We start from the raw sequence: 23,330 nt of genomic DNA on the forward strand, positions 1-23,330 counted from the left end.
TCCCATGACTGACGATAAGAAAAAATTACCGCTATCCACACGTCTGCATATCGATGTGCCGATGTTATTGATCATTATTGCTCTATTAGCCTATAGCGCGTTTATTATGTGGAGTGCTAGCGGTCAAGATCCTGAAATGATGGAACGAAAATTGGGGCAAATCGCCTCCGGTTTCGTTGTCATGATAGTAATGGCGCAAATTCCCCCTCGCCTGTATGAAAGCTTGGCACCCCACCTGTTTATTTTTTGCGTTATTTTATTGATTTTTGTCGATGTATTTGGGCAAATTAGTAAAGGCGCCCAACGTTGGCTTGATCTTGGCTTTGTCCGTTTTCAGCCCTCTGAAATAGCCAAAATTGCTGTACCATTAATGGTGGCTCGATTTATGAATCGAGACCAATGCCCACCTACACTTAAGAATACCTTTATTGCTCTAATTATTATTTTCTTACCCACTTTATTAGTCGCAGCCCAACCTGACCTTGGAACGTCCATTCTCGTTGCCTGCTCTGGGCTATTTGTCCTATTTCTTGCCGGAATGAGCTGGCGATTGATTGCAATTGCTGCGGTAGCACTCGCGGCCTTCATCCCGTTACTTTGGTTCTTTTTAATGCACGATTACCAACGTTCACGTGTGATGATGCTACTCGACCCAGAAACAGATCCTCTAGGGGCGGGTTATCATATTATTCAATCTAAGATAGCCATTGGTTCCGGTGGGTTAATGGGGAAAGGCTGGCTGCAAGGTACTCAATCTCAGCTAGAATTCTTACCAGAACGCCATACAGACTTTATCTTTGCGGTATTGGCTGAAGAACTCGGACTTATCGGGGTTCTCATTTTGCTAGGTCTATATATCCTATTGATTGTTCGAGGGTTGTATATCGCTGCTAGCGCCCAAAATACGTTTGGCCGTGTTATGGTGGGAGGATTGATCCTCATCCTGTTCGTGTATGTATTTGTGAATATCGGTATGGTGAGTGGGATCTTACCGGTTGTAGGTGTGCCACTCCCATTGGTCAGTTATGGAGGTTCCGCCTTGATTGTTTTAATGGCGGGATTCGGTATTATCATGTCCATCCATACCCACAGAAAATTTCTTTCTAAGAGTTTATAAAATGAGGCTTAGTATGCGTTTACAATGGATTATGCTTGCCATGACCGCCACATTGCTCAGTGGTTGTGTTAACGAAGACGTTAAACAACCTGCCACTGTGCCAAGCAATGTTCCAACACAAGACGTGTTAGGGGCTGAGCCACACTATGAGCCTTACCACCCAACAGCCAATAACGATTACCAGCGCAACGGCCAAACCTATCAAATTGTCCGTGATCCAGCTCAGTTCTCTCAAGTCGGTTATGCTGCTATTTATGGTCAAGAAGCATCAGGGCACCTAACGGCGATTGGTGAGCGCGTCAATCCTGTAGAATTGACGGCATCTCATCCAACCCTACCAATTCCAAGCTACGTCCGAGTCACTAACATGATGAACGGGCGTATGATGGTTGTGCGTGTTAATGACCGCGGTCCTTATATACCAGGGAAAAGTATTGCACTATCCCGGGCAGCTGCGGATCGTTTAAATTTAATGCAAACAACAAAAATTAAAATTGATGCTATTCAAGTGGCGCCAGATGGTAGTTTATCTGGTCCCGGCAGTGTCGGTTCTAACTTTGTTAAACAAAGCTATGCCCTACCGGATCGACCACAATTAGGTTCTAGTCCTCTTGGGACTCCTGTAATGCAGGAATCTCCGGCTCCGGCAAATACATTACCGGTGAAACAGCCTGTAGAGCCTATGCAACCAACCATGCCAGAAATGAAAGTCAATACCCCAGAACCCGAAGTGGCACCACAAGCCGCGGCTGAACAACCCGTTCCCGAACGTGGTTTTTTAGTCCAAGCTGGCGCTATCAGTAGTAAAGCGAATGCCCAAAGCATGCTTGACGGTCTGAAAACTCAGTTCAATGTTCCGGGGCGCCTACAGCCTTATAATGGCATTTACCGTGTTCAGTTAGGTCCATTCTCGACAAGACAGCAAGCGGTTGATATCCAAAGTCGTCTACAGTCAGAAAAAAATCAACAATCCATGGTGGTTGCACCGTAACGGGTTGTCTACACTTAAGAACTTATGTTGTGAGGGAAAATTAAATTCACTTTCCCTCTGCAACTTAATATCTATCAGGTATAAAATAACGTAAATTTGTTGGCACAGTACAAGAGCTCTTCTCTCTGCTTTTGAACTTTTGTTACACTGCGCTTTTTGAGTAACCGAACATCGGATGTAATGATACAACCATGAAAAATGTCTTCCCATCACGCATTGTGCGTCAGACAGCCTTGGCTTCAGCACTGCTTATTTCTACTGTTAACTTTGCAAATGCTGATGAAGCATTTCCAAATACATCCATACCCGCAGCGCCAACCATCGACGCCGAAGCCTATATCTTAATTGATTATAATTCAGGTAAAGTTCTCGCCGAAAGCAATGCCGACCAACGCCGAGACCCAGCAAGTTTGACCAAAATGATGACCAGCTACGTTATCGGTCAAGCAATAAAATCAGGGAAAATTGGGGCAAATGACATGGTCACCGTGGGTGAAGATGCATGGGCAACCGGTAACCCGATTTTCAAAGGCTCGTCATTAATGTTTTTAAAACCGGGCGATAGAGTCAGTGTTTCTCAGTTAACCCGTGGGATTAACCTACAATCAGGTAACGATGCCTGTGTTGCAATGGCAGACCATGTTGCAGGCGATCAATCTAGCTTTGTTAACTTGATGAACAACTATGTCTCTAAATTAGGCTTACAAAATACGCACTTTCAAACTGTACATGGCTTAGATGCCGAAGGTCAGTATAGCTCAGCTCGTGATATGGCATTGATTGGTCAAGCGCTTATCCGTGATGTTCCGGAAGAGTACGAAATTTATAAAGAAAAAGAATTTACCTTTAATAATATCCGTCAAACAAACCGCAACGGTTTATTATGGGATAAAAGCCTCGCTGTTGATGGTATCAAAACAGGTCATACTGATGCAGCGGGTTATAACTTAGTCGCATCGGCTAAAGATGGCGATATGCGCTTAATTTCTGTCGTTATGGGTGGTAAAAGCAGCAAAGGGCGCGATGCCGAAAGTAAAAAATTGCTGACTTACGGTTTCCGTTTTTATGAGACAGTAAAACCACTGCAAGCTGGAGTTGAGTTTGCGACAACCCCCGTCTGGTTTGGGGATGATAGCGAAGTAAAATTAGGTGTAGTAGATGACCTGTATTTGACTATTCCTCGCGGTCGCTTAAAAGACTTAAAAGCAAGCTATGAACTAACAAGTACTGAAATTGAAGCCCCATTGAAAAAAGGCCAGCAAGTCGGTGTAATTAGCTTCCAATTAGATGGCAAAACTATTGAACAGCGCCCATTAACAGTACTCAAAGATGTTGAAGAAGGTGGATTTTTCAGTCGTTTAATTGATTACATCAAATTGTTATTCCATCGCTGGTTTAGCTAATACTTGAAATTGAAATTAGTTATCCCCATATAGTTTGTATCAGAAAGCCTGTGATGAAATATAAACTATTATGGAATCATAAATTGGCTGGTGAAATCTCTATTTCTCCCAGCCAATTTTTATGCAGGCGCTAATTCATTATTTTAGGAGTGCCCATGAAAACAAAATTAGGTGAACTGCTTGAGTTCCCATGTCCATTGACCTACAAAGTGATGGGCTTAGCACAACCAGAATTGGTTGATCAAGTGATTGAAGTGGTTCAGCGCCATGCTCCGGGTGATTACTCTCCAGATGTGAAACCGAGCAGTAAAGGCAATTATCACTCCGTCTCCATCACCATTAATGCTACTCATATTGAGCAAGTTGAAACGCTCTACACTGAGTTAGGCGCATTAGAATTAGTTAAAGTTGTCCTTTAATTAATCCCGAAAAACCGAGCATAACGCTCGGTTTTTTGTACCTACAAAAAACACCTGCCAATAATACGACAAACTGGTGATCTCATTTCTGTGGCGTTATACTGCCGACTCATCTTTATAGCGTGTGGATATCGAAATTTTGTCAGATAAAAGCATAATACTGCGCCAGCTAGGGCTTGCTCCCTATCAAACCGTTTCAGATGCAATGCACCAATTTACTGAATCTCGTACACCAGAGACGTGTGATGAAATTTGGCTAGTGCAACATCCCCGCGTGTTTACACAAGGTCAAGCGGGTAAAGCAGAACACGTTTTAGCTCCCGGTGATATTCCCGTGATCCAAAGCGATCGTGGTGGTCAGGTAACATATCATGGACCCGGTCAACAGGTTATGTATGTTCTCATCGATTTAAAACGCAATCACATTGGTGTACGTGAGCTTGTCAGTGCATTGGAAACCACCGTGGTCAACACGCTAGCACATTTCAATATTTCGGCTTACCCGCGTCCTGATGCACCTGGCGTATATGTTAATGGCGATAAAATTTGCTCTCTTGGCTTACGCATCAGAAAAGGCTGTTCATTTCATGGATTAGCACTAAATATCGATATGGATCTTGAGCCTTTTAACCGTATAAATCCTTGTGGTTATAGTGAATTAAAAATGACCCAAATGAGAGCCCTGTCTCCAAATGTTACACTAAACGATGTTCAGCCAGTGCTAATTAATCAGTTCTGTGACACACTTGGATTTCATATTGTTCAATAATAATGCTATAATTTTTTAACATTTCTCAAAAAAATTTTAATGGCAAAAAGATAACTGGAACCGGCACATTATGAGTAAACCAATTCAGATCGAGCGTGGAATTAAATATCGTGACGCCGATAAAATGGCACTGATCCCTGTTAAAAACGTGGTCACGGAACGTGAAGAAATTCTACGTAAACCTGAGTGGATGAAAATCAGATTGCCTGCTGACTCTACGCGTATCCAAGGCATCAAAGCTGCTATGCGTAAAAATGGCTTGCACTCGGTCTGCGAAGAAGCTTCCTGCCCTAACCTCTCTGAATGTTTTAACCATGGTACTGCCACCTTTATGATTTTAGGGGCTATCTGTACACGCCGCTGCCCGTTTTGTGACGTTGCTCATGGTCGTCCAAATGCACCAGATGCCAATGAACCCGTTAAACTAGCTCAAACAATTAAAGACATGGCGCTACGTTATGTGGTGATTACGTCCGTGGATCGTGATGATTTACGTGATGGAGGTGCACAACACTTTGCTGATTGCATCAGTGCAATCAGAGAAAAAAATCCAACAATTAAAATTGAAACACTGGTGCCCGACTTTAGAGGACGAATGGATCGCGCATTAGAGATCCTGACAGCAACGCCACCAGATGTCTTTAACCATAACCTTGAAAACGTTCCACGGGTTTACCGTCAAGTTCGCCCCGGTGCAAACTACGAGTGGTCATTAAAGCTGTTGGAAAAATTCAAAGAAGCGCATCCAGAAATCCCGACAAAGTCAGGTTTGATGGTTGGTTTAGGTGAAACCAACGCAGAAATCATTGAGGTTATGCGTGATTTACGCCGTCATGGTGTAACAATGCTAACTCTGGGCCAATATTTGCAACCAAGCCGCCATCACTTACCAGTAAAACGCTATGTTAGCCCTGAAGAGTTTGATGAAATGAAACAGGCTGCAATGGATATGGGCTTCACCCATGCTGCATGCGGTCCATTCGTTCGCTCTTCCTACCACGCTGACTTACAAGCTAAAGGCGAAGAAGTTAAATAATATTCACGATTTTCATAAAATATTATCAGCATAGACCCCAATAGTTACATTTAACCATTGGGGTTTTTTATTAATCTATCTATAGCGTTTTAACCGCCAATCTACCGCATTTATTAACTGAAACATATAAAAAAACTCGCGCTAGCAAAGCTAGTGCGAGTTTAGGCTGTTCGTTTCTAAGTGTTTAATTACAGAGAGATAACGTTAGCAGCAGATGGACCTTTTGGACCTTCAGTGATTTCAAATTCAACTCTTTGGCCTTCAGCTAAGGTTTTGAAACCATCGCTTGTGATAGCAGAAAAGTGAACAAAAACATCTTTGCTACCATCTTCTGGAGTAATAAAACCAAAACCTTTAGACTCGTTGAACCACTTAACGTTACCTTTAACTTTAGACATCAAATATTACCTTTAAAATAAAATAGACACACCATCTGTATCAAGCTCAGTACATCAGATCTATAAGTTACTTGTCTACAACCTAGATCACGAAAATTGATTTAAATGATAAAAAATTATTATTTATCCGTATTTTCGTCTCTTAAGACGGCGATTATTCTTAATAATAGCCATTAATGCAAAGGTAAGTATTACTGATGGTTAATTTTTCAGAGGTTACTCCTCGTGAATTAATAACCAATCTTTAATATCTAATCCTCCAGTATAGCCCACCAATTTTCCATCATGCCCAAGTACTCGATGACAAGGAATAATCAATGAAATCGGGTTACGAGAATTCGCCATTCCTACCGCGCGGCAATAATTGACTGAGCCTAATTTTAAGGCGAGATCTTTATAACTCCAGCGCTCACCATAAGGAATATCACACAAATGCTTCCACACCTTTTTCTGGAACTCCGTTCCATTAGGATTCAAGGCAACTGAAAAAACCGTCCTTTTATGATTAAAGTATTCCTTTAATTCTTTTGCACACTGTTTGGAATGCTCACTCTTAGATTCTTTTTCTGTTTTTTCATCCACAAAATAGATACTCGTTACCCCGTTATCATCAGCCGTAATATGGATCCACGGTTTAGGAAAGTTTTCTGGTGCTGCCAAATATTGATGATACATAACATCTCCTTAAAAGGATTCACTTACCTGATTGTATATACAGTTATAAAGTAAATTATTTCTACTTTGCAATGATATTTTTTCTCAGTGTGGCAAAAGGAATCATCTGCCCCTCTATTTTTTTATTTTCAATGTTAATAACAGCATAGCAAATAATTCGAATGATTATCATTCAATAATGCAAAACACCATATATTGTATGGTTGAAATAAAAATGATCTATATATAGGATTTAAACATTATTCAATCCACAACTACCACGTATAGAAAATGTAAAGGCGAAAAATATGACTGAGATTACCATTTATAGTAAACCTAACTGCGTTCAGTGTAATGCCACTTATCAAGCACTCGATCGTAAACAGCTTTCCTATCAAGTCATTGATCTTAGCGATAACAATCAAGCAATTGAATTTATTAAAGAACTTGGTTATCAACAACTACCCGTCGTGATCGTTGGTGAACAGCATTGGTCAGGCTTTCGCCCCGATATGATTAACACTTTAGCGGATTAGGCTCCCATTATGGGTACGAAATCTCTCATTTACTTTTCGAGTCGTTCGGAGAATTGCCACCGTTTTGTGGAAAAACTTGAACTACCCGCGACTCGAATCCCCATAGAGCACACAGCACAGAGCCCTATCATCGCCTCACAACCCTATGTTTTACTTTTACCAACCTATGGTGGAGGAACCAGTAAAGGTGCGGTTCCCAAAGAAGTGATCCATTTTTTGAACATCGAAACCAATCGATCATTCATTCGCGGCGTCATTGCGGCGGGCAATACCAATTTTGGTAAAGCGTATGCCATCGCTGGCAATATTATTGCCCAAAAGTGCCATGTGCCTTTTCTTTATCGTTTCGAATTATTGGGTACTGAGCAAGATGTTCAATCAGTCAAACAAGGGCTGAAATCTTTCTGGCAACGCGTTTATAACGGAAATCATCCCCATGGATAAAATGCAAGATATACACAATGTTGATTACCATTCCCTCAATGCAATGCTCAACCTGTATGACAGTGAAGGCCGCCTGCAATTAGACAAAGATAAACAAGCAGCTCATGCTTATTTCCGCCAGCACGTTAATCAAAATACCGTTTTTTTCCACGATCTAAAGGAAAAACTCGATTTTTTAGTTAATGAAAATTACTACGAATCTGAAGTCTTAGAACAATATGAATTTCAATTTATTAAGCAGCTTTTCAAGCAAGCCTACGCTCACAAATTCCGTTTTAAAACCTTTTTAGGCGCCTTTAAATATTACACCAGCTATACCCTTAAAACCTTTGATGGACAGCGATATCTTGAACGCTATGAAGATCGCGTCTGTATGGTCGCCCTCACCCTTGCACAAGGCTCAAAATCATTAGCTTCACTGTTAGTTGATGAGATTATTAGTGGACGCTTTCAACCCGCTACACCGACATTTCTCAACTGTGGAAAAAAACAACGGGGAGAATTAATTTCCTGCTTCTTACTACGCATTGAAGATAATATGGAATCCATTGGTCGCTCAGTAAACTCAGCTCTCCAACTTTCAAAACGTGGAGGCGGTGTCGCATTTTTAATGACGAACTTACGTGAGCAAGGTGCACCAATTAAACATATTGAGAACCAATCCTCTGGTGTGGTTCCAGTGATGAAAATGCTAGAAGATGCTTTCTCTTATGCAAACCAACTCGGAGCAAGACAAGGCGCTGGGGCGGTTTATTTACATGCCCATCATCCCGATATTTTACGTTTTTTAGATACCAAACGCGAAAATGCTGATGAAAAGATTCGTATCAAAACACTCTCTCTTGGTGTTGTGATCCCTGATATCACCTTTCAGTTAGCTAAAAATAATGAAGATATGTACCTATTTTCCCCTTATGACGTTCAACGGGAATATGGTGTCGCCATGTCTGAAATTAGTGTCTCCGAAAAATACCATGAAATGGTAAACAATAAGGCGATAAAAAAATTCAAAATCAATGCGCGAGAATTTTTCCAAACAATTGCCGAGATACAGTTTGAGTCTGGTTATCCCTATATCTTATTTGAAGATACTGCTAATCGAGAAAACCCAATTGCAGGACGTATTAACATGAGCAATTTATGCTCAGAAATTCTGCAAGTTAATCAGCCTAGCACTTATGAAGAGGACCTCAATTATAAAACAGTCGGTAAAGATATTAGCTGTAATTTAGGTTCGATGAACATTGCCAGTACCATGGATTCCCCAGATTTTGCATTATCGATCGAAACTGCTGTACGAGCATTAACTGCTGTATCGGATATGAGTTACATCAATTCAGTTCCCTCTATTGCGCAAGGTAATCAGCAATCTCACGCCATTGGTTTGGGGCAGATGAATTTACATGGTTACCTTGCAAGGGAACATATCTATTATGGTTCAGAACAGGGATTGGACTTTACCAATATTTATTTCTATACCGTCGCTTACTACGCATTAAAAACATCGAACCAACTCGCGATTGAACGCCAACAAACATTCGATGGTTTTTCCGCATCAAAATATGCCAGTGGTGAGTACTTTGATAAATATATCAACAAAATATGGTCACCAAAGACACAAACCGTTCAGGAATTATTCCGACGTTCGGGTATCAAAATTCCGACACAAGCAGATTGGCTAGCACTCAAACAATCCGTCATGACCTATGGAATTTATAACCAAAATTTACAGGCAATCCCGCCGACAGGATCAATTTCCTATATCAACAATTCAACATCCAGCATTCATCCAGTAGTTGCTCCGATTGAGATCCGTAAAGAAGGTAAAATTGGTCGAGTCTATTATCCAGCGCCGTTCATGACCAATGAGAACCTCAAGTTCTATCAGGATGCTTATCAAATCGGCCCGGAGAAAATTATTGATACCTATGCAGAAGCCACCCAACACGTTGACCAAGGCTTATCTTTGACGCTGTTTTTTGATGGTGATGCCACCACGCGAGATATTAACCGCGCCCAGATCTACGCATGGCGAAAAGGTATTAAAACCCTGTATTACATTCGATTACGCCAAACTGCACTTGAAGGTACCGAAGTGGAAGGTTGCGTCTCTTGCTCACTGTAAAAGGAAAATAGGCTATGACCACCAGCGCATTAAATCGCCCTATTCAAGCAATTAACTGGAATCGTATTCAAGATGATAAAGATCTTGAAGTGTGGAACCGCTTAACCACAAACTTTTGGTTACCTGAAAAAGTCCCATTGTCTAATGATATAAATTCGTGGAATACTCTCACAGCAACAGAGAAAAAGCTGACTATCCGTGTATTTACGGGACTCACACTATTAGACACCATCCAAAATACGGTGGGAGCGCCTTGTTTAATGGCGGACGCACAAACACCTCATGAAGAAGCCGTACTCTCTAATATCAGTTTTATGGAAGCAGTGCATGCTCGCTCCTATAGCTCAATATTCTCAACACTTTGCTCTACCCCTGATGTTGATGAAGCCTATCGTTGGAGCGAAGAAAATAGTGCCCTACAAAATAAAGCTAAAATCATTCTGTCTTACTATTGTGACTCCCATCCATTGAAGAAAAAAGTTGCCAGTGTGTTTTTAGAATCTTTCCTGTTTTATTCTGGATTCTATTTACCAATGTACTGGTCTAGCCGTGGAAAACTCACCAATACAGCAGATTTAATTCGTTTGATCATTCGTGATGAAGCGATCCACGGTTATTATATTGGCTATAAATTTCAAAAGTCTCTCGCCACCTATAATGAACAGCAGCAAAATGAAATTAAAGAGTTCACGTTTTCCTTACTTTTTGATTTATATGAAAATGAGATTAAATATACTCAAGAGCTCTATGATAGTGTGGGGTGGAGTGAAGATGTAAAAAGCTTCCTACATTACAACGCCAATAAAGCATTAATGAATTTAGGCTATGAGGCATTGTTTCCTGAAGCTATCACCCAAGTTAGTCCTGAAATTTTATCGGCACTTTCTCCTGATGCTAATGAAAACCATGATTTTTTCTCTGGCTCAGGTTCGTCCTATGTCATCGGCAAAGCCGTGAGTACTGAAGATGATGATTGGCTTTTTTGAATAACACCAACAAAAATATCCCGCATTAAATCCCTCAAAAAAATAATAAAATAAATGAAATCATTTATACAATGAACCTTCGCAGTGGGTTAGGCTTATGGCCAACCCACTGAATCACAAAATGACCTCTGAAGCATGGCGAGCATGAAAACATCATCGACGGAACTCACTACTGGACTCACTTTACTCATGGCGATTGCCACTGGCTTAGTTGTTGCCAGTAATTACTATGCGCAACCGCTACTGGAAACTATCGCTGTACAATTCGATTTAACCACTAACATGGCAGGTTTTATCGTGACTGCCGCTCAGTTAGGGTATGCGGCGGGGCTTCTCTTTTTAGTCCCTTTAGGGGATCTTTTTGAGCGTAAAAAACTCATTATTATTATGACATCACTGTCAGCTAGCGGCTTATTGATCACCGCTGTTTCCGATAGTATTTGGCAAATCTTACTCGGTACCGCCCTGACTGGTTTATTTTCCGTCGTCGCTCAAATACTCGTTCCAATGGCTGCATCTATTGCTAAACCTCATCAAAGAGGTAAAGCCGTTGGTACCATTATGAGTGGGTTATTACTCGGTATTCTATTAGCTCGAACAATTTCTGGTGCTGTCGCCATGGTGGGTGGTTGGCGAGCAATTTACTGGGTTGCTTTTGGATTAATGTTCATTCTTATTATCGTGCTAGCCATTAAGCTTCCTCGATACCATCAAAAATCGGCACTTAATTACTTTCAACTGATTGGTTCAATTGGACGGCTATTTTTCACCACGCCAGTTTTAGCGACTCGCGCATTACTGGGCGCCCTGACTTTTGCCAATTTTGCACTGTTATGGACCGCCATGGCATTTTTGTTGGCCAGCCCACCATTTAACTACTCAGAAGGGACGATTGGATTGTTTGGATTGGTCGGTGCTGCGGGGGCCTTGATGGCCTCGCAAGCAGGTCGTTTAGTCGATAAAGGCAAAGGCAAATTAGTCACTACCGTTGGTTTAGTATTATTGCTACTTTCTTGGTTTCCAATTGGATTAGCAAAATACTCATTGATTGCATTTATTGTCGGAATTTTAATTCTCGACCTTGCCATCCAAGCCGTTCATGTAACAAATCAAAGTACGTTATACCGTATTATGCCGGAAGCTCGAAACAGGTTAACTGCGGGCTATATGACTAGCTATTTTATTGGTGGGGCGCTTGGTTCTCTGCTCTCTGGATATGCTTATGAGCAAGCAGGTTGGATTGGAATTGTTATCTCAGGAGCCTCATTAACAGGCATCAGTTTAATTATCTGGTTAATAGGTTTTCGATTTGACCCACAGGTTACCTCCCCTGAATAGCCATCTACTTATCATTCCAATAACTATAACAGTCATTTATTATTATGGTTATTGGCTGGCTTGGTTAAATTTAAATCAGTTAATTTATCGTTATTCCTCATCTCTATTTTGAGAGATTACAATAATTATTATTACGAATAGCTAACAATGATAAATAGTTTAACCAAGGTATAGTTTATATAGAAAAAGTTAATAAGTGACACAGTTAAACAAAAGGTATATCTTGATAAAATGGTATGATTATTGTTCAGCCTGAAATAAATATGTTTTTATATGATAAATTATAAGCGGTTTATCTGTATTTATTCCTCAAACGGATAAATAACCATCTATATTGTAATTATTGAGTAATAAAAAAAATGGTATTGAGTTAATACAATGTGATTATATATTGTTTTATATGATTTTATTTGTCGTATAAAATGCAATTATTATATCGTCAGTTTGCCTATTTTATAGTAAAAATGCAGTCATTGTTAATTGAACTATACTAACTTTGGTGAAATACATTCATAAAATTTATGATTAATGTATCATTATCAAAATAAACTGGATGATATTAATTAAGTATAATTGCTAATTCTAACTTTTAATATACCATTTACACGGTTGATTACAGTTGAAATCTTACCAACTGAAACGAATAAGGTATCCAAATAATGGAAAGTTCATTTACACCGACAGAAGAATTACTCAACGCTCGCGTCGCGCAACAAGATTCACTCGAAAACCCAATTCCTTATCAAGAGATTTTATTAACTCGCCTGTGTATGCATGTTCATGGAAAATTATTGGAATCGCGCAATAATATGCTCAGAGCGCAAGGGGTAAATGAAACCCTATTTATGGCCTTAATGATCCTTGATACCAAAGAATCTCACAGTATACAGCCATCCGAATTAAGTGCCGCCCTAGGTTCTTCTCGAACCAATGCTACACGTATTGCTGATGAACTAGAAAAAAATGGTTGGATTGAACGTAAAGAGAGTCACAATGATAGACGCTGCCTACACCTGCATCTAACAGAGAAAGGCTCGGAGTTTTTAAGTGGGTTATTACCTCCACAACATAAAGCATTAATTGATATCTGGTCAAGCTTAGATATCGAAGAAAAACAACAACTTGATAAACTAATGCGTAAATTACTATCTAAACTGGATAACATGAAGGATCAATGACAAATAACCTTATATTTTGAATGGTTAATGTATTTGAGGCATTCTAAGGTTTAAAAAGGAAAAAAAGATTTTCCAGTTACTAATATTTCATTATCCTTTCCGACTATACTTTGCTACAACCCGTCAGCAATAACATCATTTTATATCTTGGTTTCCAGTAGTTGATACTAACTACTGGAAACGATTGTAGTTTTTATTATCCTATATGGGGAAATACCAGTATGAACGCCCGCGAGGATCTGCCTGAAACGCAAACACCGCCGTTGAATAAAAAAAGACAACGCAGAAATGCCCTGATGTTCCTAACCTTTATTTTTATTGCTATTGGGATAGTCTGGGCGGCTTACTGGTATCTTGTTTTACGTCACTATGAGTCAACAGACAACGCTTATGTAGCCGGGAATCAAGTCCAAATCCAAGCTCAAATCTCAGGTAGCGTTATGACGGTTAATGTCGACAACACCGATTTTGTTCAAAGCGGTAGCGTTCTTGTCGAATTAGATCCTCGAGATGCAGAGCTCGCTTTAGAAAAAGCAAAAACAGAATTAGCCAATAGCGTTCGGCAATCTCGTCAGCACATTATTAATAGCCGCCAATATCAAGCCAATATTGAAGTTAAACGCTCGGAATTAGCACGTTTACAAAATGACTTAAAACGCCGTGAAGTCCTTGGTAGCAGTAACCTTATTGGCAAAGAAGAACTTCAACATGCCAGAGATGCCGTTGTCACCGCCAAAGGGGCTTTAGACGTAGCAATTGAACAGTATAACGCAAACCAAGCCATCGTCCTGGGTACGGCATTAGAAAAACAACCTCTGGTTGAGCAAGCAGCGACCCAAGTGAGAAATGCTTGGCTCACTTTGCAACGAACAAAAATTGTCAGTCCTGTGGATGGTTATGTTTCTCGCCGAAGTGTGCAAATTGGTTCACAAATCACACCTTCAACACCATTGATGGCAATTGTCCCTTCAAGCGGTATGTGGGTTGATGCTAATTTTAAAGAAACCCAACTTGCTGATATGCGGATTGGTCAACCGGCCAAAGTCACCTCAGATTTTTACGGTAAAAAAATCGTATTCAAAGGAACCGTTGTTGGGCTTGATATGGGAACTGGTAGCGCATTCTCTTTATTACCGGCACAAAATGCCAGCGGTAACTGGATCAAAGTTGTTCAGCGCTTACCAGTAAGAATTGCCCTTGACCCAGCTCAACTGGATGAATATCCATTACGTATCGGATTATCCACTGAAGTTGAAGTTGATACCAAAAATAAAGATGGAAAAGTGTTATCTAAAGGCTTACGTGATACACCAGCTTATCACACGTCAGCTTTAGCTGTTGATATGTCTCCTGCCGATAAAATTGTTGCTGAGATTATTAATAATAACTCTGGCAATAAATAAACGGAGATCACCGCGTGATTAATGCCCCATTAACAGGTTCAAAACTCGCTTGGATGACCATTGCTCTATCTTTGGCAACCTTTATGCAAGTCTTGGACTCAACCATTGCTAACGTCGCAATTCCGACAATAGCCGGAAACCTTGGTGCATCGAATTCACAAGGCACATGGGTGATTACCTCATTTGGTGTTGCTAATGCCATTTCTATTCCGATCACAGGATGGCTAGCAAAGCGCATAGGTGAAGTCCGGCTATTCTTATGGTCTACAGGGTTATTTGCCCTCACCTCATGGCTATGTGGCATTTCTGGTAGCTTAGAAATGCTGATCTTATTTCGAGTTCTACAAGGTTTAGTTGCAGGTCCCCTGATCCCATTATCACAAAGTTTGCTGCTTAATAACTATCCGCCAGCTAAACGAAATATGGCATTAGCGCTATGGTCGATGACCATCGTTATAGCACCTATCTGTGGTCCTATTCTTGGGGGCTATATTAGCGATAATTACCATTGGGGTTGGATATTCTTTATTAATGTCCCTTTTAGTGTCGCAATTATCTTTGCCATAATGAAAACACTAAAAGGGCGTGAAACGAAAATATCCATTAAACCAATTGATACAATTGGATTAGTTCTTTTAGTCGTCGGTATTGGTGCATTACAAATTATGCTCGACCAAGGAAAAGAACTTGATTGGTTTAACTCGACAGAGATTATCGTACTGACAGTCGTAGCCGTTGTGGCAATCGCCTTTTTAATTGTCTGGGAATTAACTGATGAGCATCCCGTCATTGACCTTTCCTTATTCAAAGAACGCAACTTTACTATCGGCTGTTTATCACTGAGTTTGGCTTATATGCTCTACTTCGGGACGATCGTCTTACTACCGCAGTTACTCCAAGAGGTTTATGGTTACACCGCAACTTGGGCAGGTTTAGCCTCCGCCCCAGTTGGATTATTGCCATTGTTAATCACACCAATTATTGGTCGTTTTGGTAATCGCATTGATATGCGCTATTTGGTGACATTCAGCTTTATTATGTATGCGGTTTGTTACTATTGGCGAGCTTATACCTTTGAACCGGGAATGGGCTTTGCCGCCGCAGCATGGCCTCAATTTGTTCAAGGATTGGCGATTGCCTGCTTCTTTATGCCACTAACAACCATTACATTATCGGGATTACCCCCAGAAAAAATGGCATCAGCTTCAAGTTTATCGAACTTTACTCGAACACTCGCTGGTGCAATTGGTACGTCGATTACTACAACAATGTGGACCCAACGTGAATCCATGCACCATGAAAATCTGGCGGAATTTGTCAATCCATACAATCCGAATGCTCAGCATATGTACAGTGAATTGGCAAAGATCGGGATGAATGAGCAGCAAAGTGCTGCTTATATTGCTCGTGAAATTACTGAACAAGGTTTAATTTTGTCAGCCAATGAGATTTTTTGGATATCTGCGGGGGTATTTATCTTATTGATGGTGATCGTCTGGTTTGCTAAACCACCATTTGGGGCTGGCTCTAAAGATGGGGGCGGGGCTCACTAATAAAAAAACCATACACTTATCAGCTTATTGGCTTTTCGTGTATGGTTTTTACGATGGCTAAGTTAATTATAGAAAACTATGACTTAACTTTATTTTGTGACCACCATTGGGACAACATAATCCCTGTGGCAACAGAAACATTCAAGCTTTCCACTTTACCTGTTCCGCCAATATATAGGCTCATATCTCCCTGATCCCATGTACTGTCGCTTAAGCCATCACTCTCTTGCCCAAGAACTAATACCATTTTCTTCGGCAACTGGACTTTCGCAATATCTTGGCTGCCTTTATGGCTAGAGGTCGTTACGATGGTGTAACCAGCTTGACGGAATTTTTCTAATGTCGGAGTAAAACCATCAGCATCAATGGCTTTGACATGTTCAGCACCACCTTCTGCGGTACGAATTGCAGCACCTGATTCCAACATGCCAGCATCTTGTAAAATGACGCCTTGAATACCAAAATGGGCACAGCTACGCATGATCCCACCAAGGTTATGTGGGTTACCCACATCTTCTAACGCTAAAACACAGTCAGTATCTGCTGCTTCTTGCAAATAAGCTTCAGCTTGCATACCACCGCGTTTTTTAATGATAAAACAGACGCCACCATGATGTTCAGTACCTGATGCTTTTTCTAACTCTTCGGCATCGACTACATGGTAAGCTTTACGGTTTGCCGCCATCCATTTCAGTGCATCACGAAAACGAGGTGTTACTGATTGCAAGAACCACGCACGGACAATACCATCTGGACGATTTTTAAACATTGCTTGGCACGCATTTTCACCGTAAATACGTGTCTCTTCCTGACGTTGCTTGCGCAGTTGTTCAGGGTCGATTTGGCTTTTACCAGAGATACCACCATGATCATTTTCTAACTCTTCACTATCTTGTTTAGAAATAGTACGCCATGGAGAACGATCACGAGGTGCTTCATCTCTATTTTCAGAACGTCTATCTGAGCGGCCACCTTCAGGGCGACCTGGGCGACTAGAACGGTCATTGCGGTCATTACGACCACCACTACGCTTATCGCCTCTTCGATCATCTCGTCCGTCACGGGCACCATCGCGACCGCCACGGCGTTTATCATTACCTTTATTATTATCCTGTCCTTCACTACGGACATACATCACTTTTACTTTGCCGTTTTTACCACTAAAATCATTCGTGTCGTTCATCGCTATCCCCTACTAAGCTATGGCGCGAAGATTACATGATGTTGCAAAGCTACGCTACCGATTCGCGCTATTATCTCACCGAAAAGTTGTTGAATATACTTCTATCGTATACAAATCGTTTTGCGTACAATACGTCCCTTATTTTTGTTGCTACGAAAAGTATCTTATCAACCATGAGTCAGAATGCTGTCTATCATCTTCGCCAACAACGTTTAGCCCTTTCGACAAAACCTTTTAAAGCGAGAGGATGTCGAGTAAAGCGCTGCCAGTATTGCTTATTACCTATCCCACAATGTCTATGTGATGAAACAGTATCGGTGCAAGCGAAAAGCCAATTTTGCCTGATCATGTTTGATGGTGAAGTTTTCAAACCAAGCAACACAGGAAAATTAATCGCAGATATCCTGCCTGATACGTTAGCATATCAATGGTCACGAACCGAACCCGATAGCCAATTGCTTGCAGTACTGCAAGATACAACTAGGCAACCTTACCTTATTTTTCCTGACAGTTATGCACAAAATGACCGCATCGTCGTCAATCAGCCCTCTATTTCTGATAAACCCGCCCTATTTATTCTATTAGACGGTACTTGGCCTGAAGCCCGTAAAATGTTTCGTAAAAGCCCTTATTTGGATAATATTCCCATGTTATCCATTAATGACAAGGCAAGAACTGACTATTTATTACGAATTCCTTCAAGGGAAGAGCAACATTGCACTGTAGAAGTCGCAGCAACTGTGCTCGAACAAGCTGGAGATATTGAGGCCTCAAAACAATTATTTGCCCATTTCAATTTATTTAAACATAAATATCTTGAAGGGAAACCTCATCATCCAACTGCTCAGAGAATCCTATCCCAAGATCCTCAATAACCCTTTATAGGGATTATCAGTCATTTTTATTCGTAACCGTTTCCAACCCATTGTGGTGCAAAAATCACCTTCATAATAAAACGTGAAGGTGCTTGTATAATTCAATTAAATTCCACTGATAAACTGGCGCTTCTCTCAAGATGCGGCATAGTATTGCATAAGTTCTCAATATCAATTGAGCGGCATTAATGCTCATCTAAGCAAAGGGTTTGACATCATGGGGTTAGTGAGTCAGTTAGAGTCATTATTTAGACCAAAATCAATTGTGGTTATTGGTGCATCAGAAGACCCAAACCGAGCCGGTTCAGTCATGATGAAAAACCTACTTAGCTGCGGTTTCAAAGGTCCTATCCTGCCGGTTAACCCCAATCGAAACTCAATCCTTGGTGTTTTGGCTTACCCATCAATAGAGAAGCTCCCATTAAAACCTGATCTTGCGGTGATCTGTACCCATTACTCACGTAATGTTGAGTGTTTGCGTCAGCTCGGCGAGGCCGGCTGCAATGTCGTCATTATCCTGTCATCACCATCAATCCAATTTAATGAACTTAAAAAAGTGGCTCAGCAATACCAAATTCGGTTACTGGGTCCCAACAGTTTAGGTTTTTTGGCTCCATGGCAAGGCTTGAATGCCAGCTTCTCTCCAATCCCTATTTTAAAAGGAAAACTGGCATTTATTTCCCAATCAGCGGCCGTGTCTAACACCGTTCTTGATTGGGCAAGGCACCGTGATATTGGTTTTTCCTATTTCATCGCCCTCGGAGATAGTATCGATATCGATATCGATGATTTACTTGATTATCTTGCTCGGGATAGTAAAACCAGCGCCATCCTGTTGTATTTAGAAAATATTAGTGATGCGAGGCGCTTTTTATCTTCGTCTCGCAGTGCTTCGCGCAATAAACCCATTCTCGTGATCAAAAGTGGGCGAACCCGTAAAGCCCAAGAACTCCTTGGTGAAAAACCAAGTTTAGATGCAGCTTATGATGCCGCAATCCAACGAGCTGGTTTATTGCGTGTTCAAGATACCCATGAGATGTTTTCTGCTGTAGAAACATTAAGCTATATGACCCCGCTTAGGGGGGAACGGTTATCGATCATAAGTAATGGATCTGCACCTGCTGCAATGGCTTTAGATGAACTCCTACTTCGCAGTGGCAAGCTAGCAAAACTTAGCACTGAAACACAAAATGAACTTAGTGCCTTACTACCATTAGATCTTTCAACTCAAAACCCGATTGATTTAGGGGATGATTCTACCGTCGATCGTTATCTCAATGTCTTAAATAAGATGCTTGATAGCCACGACCATGATGCTTTACTGCTAATCCATACTCCAAGTGCGATCACTGAGAGTAAATCCATGGCAGCTAAAATCATTAAAACCATCAAACAGCACCCTAGAGGCAAATGGCTAACTATATTAACTAACTGGTGTGGCGAGTATTCCTCTCAAGAGTCTCGAAAACTATTTAGTGAAGCAGGCATTCCAACTTATCGAACTCCTGAAGGGGCGATCACTGCCTATATGCATATGGTTGAATATCGCCGTAACCAAAAACAACTGAAAGAAACGCCTGCACTTCCTATTGGGATCACCGCCAATACTCAGCAAGCTCATGCATGCATTATGCAGGCTATTCAAAACAATAATCTGAACTTAGATACCCATGAGGTTCAACCTATCCTAAAGGCATATGGGTTACATAGTCTACCAACCTGGATTGCCCACTCGAGTGAACAAGCTGTTGAGATTGCAGAAAAAATCGGTTACCCAGTTGCATTAAAATTGCGTTCACCAGACATAGTTCATAAGTCTGAAGTCCAAGGGGTTATGCTGTATTTAAGAAATGCCAATGAAGTGGCTGAAGCAGCGAATGCCATAATAGAAAGGGTATCTACTAATTTTCCACATGCTCGTATTGAAGGGTTATTGGTTCAAAGCATGGCAAATCGAGCTGGAGCGCAAGAGCTAAGAATTGCAGTCGAACTCGATCCAGTATTTGGTTTGTTAATCATGCTAGGAGAAGGAGGTATTGAGTGGCAACAAGAGAGTCAAGCTGCCGTTGCTTTACCACCATTAAACCTAGCATTAGCGCGTTATTTAGTTATCAATGCCATCAAAGGATCCAAAATTAAAGCTCGAAGTTCCTTAGAGCCACTAAATATTCCAGGGCTTGCTAGCTTACTTGTCAGGGTTTCCAACTTAATTATCGATTGCCCTAATATTACACGTTTAGATATACACCCACTACTTGCAGCGGGTGATGAATTTACTCTGCTCGATGTCTCGATGACATTAAGTCCTATCGATAATAATCCGAGTACCCGATTAGCGATCCGCCCCTACCCAAATGAATTAGAAGAAACTATTAATCTAAAAGATGATTTAACGTGCCTATTGAGACCTATTCTCCCGGAAGATGAGCCGCTCTTAAAATCATTTATTGAACAAGTGACTAAAGAGGATCTTTATTATCGCTATTTCAGTGAAATTAGTGAGTTTACCCACGACGACCTAGCCAATATGACACAGATTGATTACGACCGAGAAATGGCATTCGTCGCAGTGAAAAATGCAGATTCTTATCCAGAAATTATTGGTGTAACTCGTGCGATGGCAGATCCAGATAACCAAGAGGCTGAATTTGCGGTACTTGTTCGCTCAGATATGAAAGGACAGACTCTAGGCTATAAGTTGATGCAAAAACTTTTAAATTATACTCGAGCACATGGAATTAAAAAGCTCACAGCGATTACCATGCCAGAAAATCGTAATATGATCAGTCTAGCCAAAAAACTGGGGTTCCAAATTGATGTTCAATTTGAGGATGGTGTCGTAAACCTAACCCTGCATCTATAATTAACATCAAGAATCTCAGCGCAGGGAATAATTTATAACCTGTATATGGATTAAACCGATACTCAATTTATTCCTAATGAGTGAGGTAAATATGATATCATCGACAGATCATTCGCTTAAATATTTGTATAAAGCGATTTGCTATTGGACTAACAAGAGAAAATTCACACTGTGATGTTGTCAAAACTAAAACAAGCAAAACATCAACAACACTTGGCAAATATGCCTAAATTGTCTCAGTCAGTTGCTGATGTAAAAACGCTCTATAAGACGGAAGATTTTCGTGGTGCTCTGCTTGAACAAATCTCGCAAGCTAAAAATACAGTCTATATTACAGCGCTGTATTTAGAAAAAGATGATGCGGGTAAAGACATCCTTCATGCTCTCTATGCCGCTAAACAAGCAAATCCTAACCTAGATATTAAAATTCTAGTTGATTGGCACCGTGCTCAGCGTGGGCGTATTGGTGCAGCCGCCAATTTAACCAATGCAGACTGGTACTATGAAGTTGCTCAGAGTTACCCTAATATTGAAATTCCTGTTTTTGGAATTCCAGTTAATACGCGTGAAGCATTAGGGGTATTACATCTAAAAGGTTTCTTATTCGATGATACCCTGCTATATAGCGGTGCGAGTATCAACGATGTTTATTTACATCGTCACGATAAGTACCGCTATGATAGATATCATTTGATCAAAAATAGCCAATTAACAACAACGATGAAAAAATTTATTGATGACTCGTTATTGTCATCTGACGCGATTCATCGTCTAAATACGGCAAGTAGACCGAAAACAGCCGAATTTAAAAACCTGATCAAACAATTCCGCCTATCTTTAAGAGGTATCAATTACCAATTTACAGGTAATGCATCTAACTATGAATTAGCGGTTACTCCATTTGTTGGATTAGGTAAAAAGAATGAATTAAACCGTACGGTCACTCACTTGATGGGGGCTACAACAAATAAATTAACGATTTGTACACCGTACTTTAATTTACCCGCAGTGTTAGTCAGGATCATCACCAAATTATTGCGAGATGGAAAACAAGTGGAAATTATCATTGGTGATAAAACAGCTAATGACTTTTACATTCCCCCGGAAGAACCATTCAAAATTATTGGTGCCTTGCCTTATCTCTATGAAATTAATCTACGCCGTTTTGTGAGCCGCTTACAACGCTTTATTGATAGTAAGCAGCTAACTATACGTCTATGGAAAGATGGAGATAACACTTACCATCTAAAAGGGATGTGGGTGGATAATGAATGGCAGCTCATTACAGGTAATAACTTAAACCCTAGAGCTTGGGGATTAGATCTCGAAAATGCTGTATTGATCCACGATCCAAAACAAGAGCTTCAAGAACAGCGTAGCCATGAGTTAGAGTGTATTCGAACAAATACCAAAGTCGTTAACCACTACAGTGAACTGGATAGTATCCAGACTTACCCTGTCAAAGTAAAAAAACTTATTCGGCGATTAAGACGGATCCGTGTAGACCGATTAATAAGTCGAATATTATAATTAATGACTATCAGAAAGCGCCGCTCATGTGGCGCTTTTTATTATCTAACGTACTCTAACCTGATCGGTTGTTGTAGAGGTATACCCTCCATGTTATTTATTCAATTAAGAACATTAACGCTTAGTTTATCTCTGTGCGTAGTGACGGGGTGTTCTGGTTTTCACTGGGCAAATGATAATTGGAAAGGCAAAGATAAAGGGCAGCATTTTGCTTTTTCAGCTGCAATGGCAGCGGCGGGAAATGCTTATGCGGATAGACAAAATATGTCTCATCAGCAAGCGGCTCAATTTGGAATACTATTTTCTATCTCTCTTGGTACAGTTAAAGAACTTTATGATAGCCGAGCAGCTGGAACAGGTTGGAGTTGGCATGACTTTACCTATGATGTCGCAGGTGCAGTCGCTGGCTATACTCTGTATCAAAATTTAAAGTAATGATTTAAAAGAAAAAACAGAAAATAGTATGAAAGATAACTTTTAGAATAGATAAAAAACAAAAACCCCGTGATTTTCATCACGGGGCTTGCTA

At 40.6% G+C, this 23,330-nt stretch carries 21 protein-coding genes; 18 read left to right on the top strand and 3 right to left on the bottom strand.

Features of this window, described 5'->3' with window-relative positions; translation table 11 throughout:
* The first annotated feature begins 4 nt into the window (after positions 1-4).
* From mrdB to lipA, 6 genes are all read left to right on the top strand, one after another.
* Complete coding sequence (gene mrdB, locus PR761_RS15305; RefSeq protein ID WP_006812826.1) at positions 5-1,117, top strand: peptidoglycan glycosyltransferase MrdB; 1,113 nt, start codon at positions 5-7, stop codon at positions 1,115-1,117.
* 13 nt (positions 1,118-1,130) lie between these two features.
* Positions 1,131-2,108 (top strand): endolytic peptidoglycan transglycosylase RlpA, encoded by a 978-nt coding sequence (rlpA, locus tag PR761_RS15310; RefSeq protein WP_039854014.1) that lies wholly within the window; start codon positions 1,131-1,133, stop codon positions 2,106-2,108.
* A 191-nt stretch (positions 2,109-2,299) separates the two neighbouring features.
* Positions 2,300-3,511, top strand: a complete 1,212-nt coding sequence (gene dacA, locus PR761_RS15315) for a D-alanyl-D-alanine carboxypeptidase DacA (RefSeq protein ID WP_006812828.1) — start codon at positions 2,300-2,302, stop codon at positions 3,509-3,511.
* A 155-nt stretch (positions 3,512-3,666) separates the two neighbouring features.
* Positions 3,667-3,930: a DUF493 family protein YbeD gene (gene ybeD, locus PR761_RS15320; RefSeq protein ID WP_004257083.1), complete on the top strand. Its 264-nt coding sequence runs from the start codon at positions 3,667-3,669 to the stop codon at positions 3,928-3,930.
* A 124-nt stretch (positions 3,931-4,054) separates the two neighbouring features.
* Positions 4,055-4,699 carry a lipoyl(octanoyl) transferase LipB gene (lipB, locus tag PR761_RS15325; protein WP_006812829.1) on the top strand — a complete coding sequence of 215 codons (645 nt, stop codon included), beginning with the start codon at positions 4,055-4,057 and terminating at the stop codon, positions 4,697-4,699.
* A gap of 70 nt (positions 4,700-4,769) precedes the next feature.
* Positions 4,770-5,735, top strand: a complete 966-nt coding sequence (gene lipA / locus PR761_RS15330; RefSeq protein ID WP_006812830.1) for a lipoyl synthase — start codon at positions 4,770-4,772, stop codon at positions 5,733-5,735.
* A gap of 188 nt (positions 5,736-5,923) precedes the next feature.
* Here lipA and cspE read toward each other — a convergent pair whose 3' ends face one another.
* Together cspE and PR761_RS15340 are read right to left on the bottom strand one after the other, a co-directional pair.
* Positions 5,924-6,133: a transcription antiterminator/RNA stability regulator CspE gene (gene cspE, locus PR761_RS15335; RefSeq protein ID WP_006812831.1), complete on the bottom strand. Its 210-nt coding sequence runs from the start codon at positions 6,131-6,133 to the stop codon at positions 5,924-5,926.
* A 216-nt stretch (positions 6,134-6,349) separates the two neighbouring features.
* A complete protein-coding gene (locus tag PR761_RS15340) occupies positions 6,350-6,808 on the bottom strand; it encodes a methylated-DNA--[protein]-cysteine S-methyltransferase (protein ID WP_006812832.1) in 459 nt (152 codons plus the stop codon).
* A 287-nt stretch (positions 6,809-7,095) separates the two neighbouring features.
* Here PR761_RS15340 and nrdH point away from each other — a divergent pair, with 287 nt between their 5' ends.
* The 8 genes from nrdH to emrB all read left to right on the top strand — a co-directional run bounded on the left by nrdH (position 7,096) and on the right by emrB (position 16,350).
* A complete protein-coding gene (gene nrdH / locus PR761_RS15345; RefSeq protein WP_006812833.1) occupies positions 7,096-7,323 on the top strand; it encodes a glutaredoxin-like protein NrdH in 228 nt (75 codons plus the stop codon).
* Between the two features lie 9 nt (positions 7,324-7,332).
* Complete coding sequence (nrdI, locus tag PR761_RS15350) at positions 7,333-7,767, top strand: class Ib ribonucleoside-diphosphate reductase assembly flavoprotein NrdI (RefSeq protein ID WP_039854017.1); 435 nt, start codon at positions 7,333-7,335, stop codon at positions 7,765-7,767.
* Positions 7,760-9,892: a class 1b ribonucleoside-diphosphate reductase subunit alpha gene (gene nrdE / locus PR761_RS15355; RefSeq protein ID WP_154611226.1), complete on the top strand. Its 2,133-nt coding sequence runs from the start codon at positions 7,760-7,762 to the stop codon at positions 9,890-9,892. The genes nrdI and nrdE overlap by 8 nt, the downstream gene beginning before the upstream one ends.
* A 14-nt stretch (positions 9,893-9,906) precedes the next feature.
* Positions 9,907-10,878, top strand: coding sequence for a class 1b ribonucleoside-diphosphate reductase subunit beta (gene nrdF / locus PR761_RS15360; protein ID WP_006812836.1), 972 nt, complete (start codon positions 9,907-9,909; stop codon positions 10,876-10,878).
* Between the two features lie 135 nt (positions 10,879-11,013).
* Positions 11,014-12,216 carry an MFS transporter gene (locus PR761_RS15365; protein WP_006812837.1) on the top strand — a complete coding sequence of 401 codons (1,203 nt, stop codon included), beginning with the start codon at positions 11,014-11,016 and terminating at the stop codon, positions 12,214-12,216.
* Positions 12,217-12,875: 659 nt separating this feature from the next.
* Positions 12,876-13,394: a transcriptional repressor MprA gene (gene mprA, locus PR761_RS15370; RefSeq protein WP_112836345.1), complete on the top strand. Its 519-nt coding sequence runs from the start codon at positions 12,876-12,878 to the stop codon at positions 13,392-13,394.
* 221 nt (positions 13,395-13,615) lie between these two features.
* Positions 13,616-14,797, top strand: a complete 1,182-nt coding sequence (gene emrA / locus PR761_RS15375; protein WP_006812839.1) for a multidrug efflux MFS transporter periplasmic adaptor subunit EmrA — start codon at positions 13,616-13,618, stop codon at positions 14,795-14,797.
* 14 nt (positions 14,798-14,811) lie between these two features.
* A complete protein-coding gene (gene emrB / locus PR761_RS15380) occupies positions 14,812-16,350 on the top strand; it encodes a multidrug efflux MFS transporter permease subunit EmrB (RefSeq protein ID WP_112836343.1) in 1,539 nt (512 codons plus the stop codon).
* Between the two features lie 76 nt (positions 16,351-16,426).
* On the opposite strand, the gene PR761_RS15385 is transcribed toward emrB, so the two are convergent.
* Positions 16,427-17,533 (bottom strand): tRNA/rRNA methyltransferase, encoded by a 1,107-nt coding sequence (locus PR761_RS15385; RefSeq protein WP_006812841.1) that lies wholly within the window; start codon positions 17,531-17,533, stop codon positions 16,427-16,429.
* A 173-nt stretch (positions 17,534-17,706) separates the two neighbouring features.
* On the opposite strand from PR761_RS15385, the gene PR761_RS15390 reads away from it, so the two are divergent.
* The 4 genes from PR761_RS15390 to PR761_RS15405 all read left to right on the top strand — a co-directional run bounded on the left by PR761_RS15390 (position 17,707) and on the right by PR761_RS15405 (position 23,236).
* On the top strand, positions 17,707-18,408 hold the full coding sequence (locus PR761_RS15390; protein WP_039854364.1) for a tRNA-uridine aminocarboxypropyltransferase: 702 nt from the start codon (positions 17,707-17,709) through the stop codon (positions 18,406-18,408).
* A gap of 217 nt (positions 18,409-18,625) precedes the next feature.
* Positions 18,626-21,271 (top strand): bifunctional acetate--CoA ligase family protein/GNAT family N-acetyltransferase, encoded by a 2,646-nt coding sequence (locus tag PR761_RS15395; RefSeq protein WP_006812844.1) that lies wholly within the window; start codon positions 18,626-18,628, stop codon positions 21,269-21,271.
* Between the two features lie 174 nt (positions 21,272-21,445).
* Positions 21,446-22,801, top strand: a complete 1,356-nt coding sequence (gene pssA / locus PR761_RS15400; protein WP_112836339.1) for a CDP-diacylglycerol--serine O-phosphatidyltransferase — start codon at positions 21,446-21,448, stop codon at positions 22,799-22,801.
* 90 nt (positions 22,802-22,891) lie between these two features.
* On the top strand, positions 22,892-23,236 hold the full coding sequence (locus PR761_RS15405; RefSeq protein ID WP_006812846.1) for a YfiM family lipoprotein: 345 nt from the start codon (positions 22,892-22,894) through the stop codon (positions 23,234-23,236).
* Positions 23,237-23,330: the final 94 nt, after the last annotated feature.

Origin of the sequence: Providencia sp. PROV210 (assembly GCF_028479445.1) — a bacterium.
Classification (GTDB): Bacteria; Pseudomonadota; Gammaproteobacteria; order Enterobacterales; family Enterobacteriaceae; genus Providencia; species Providencia rustigianii.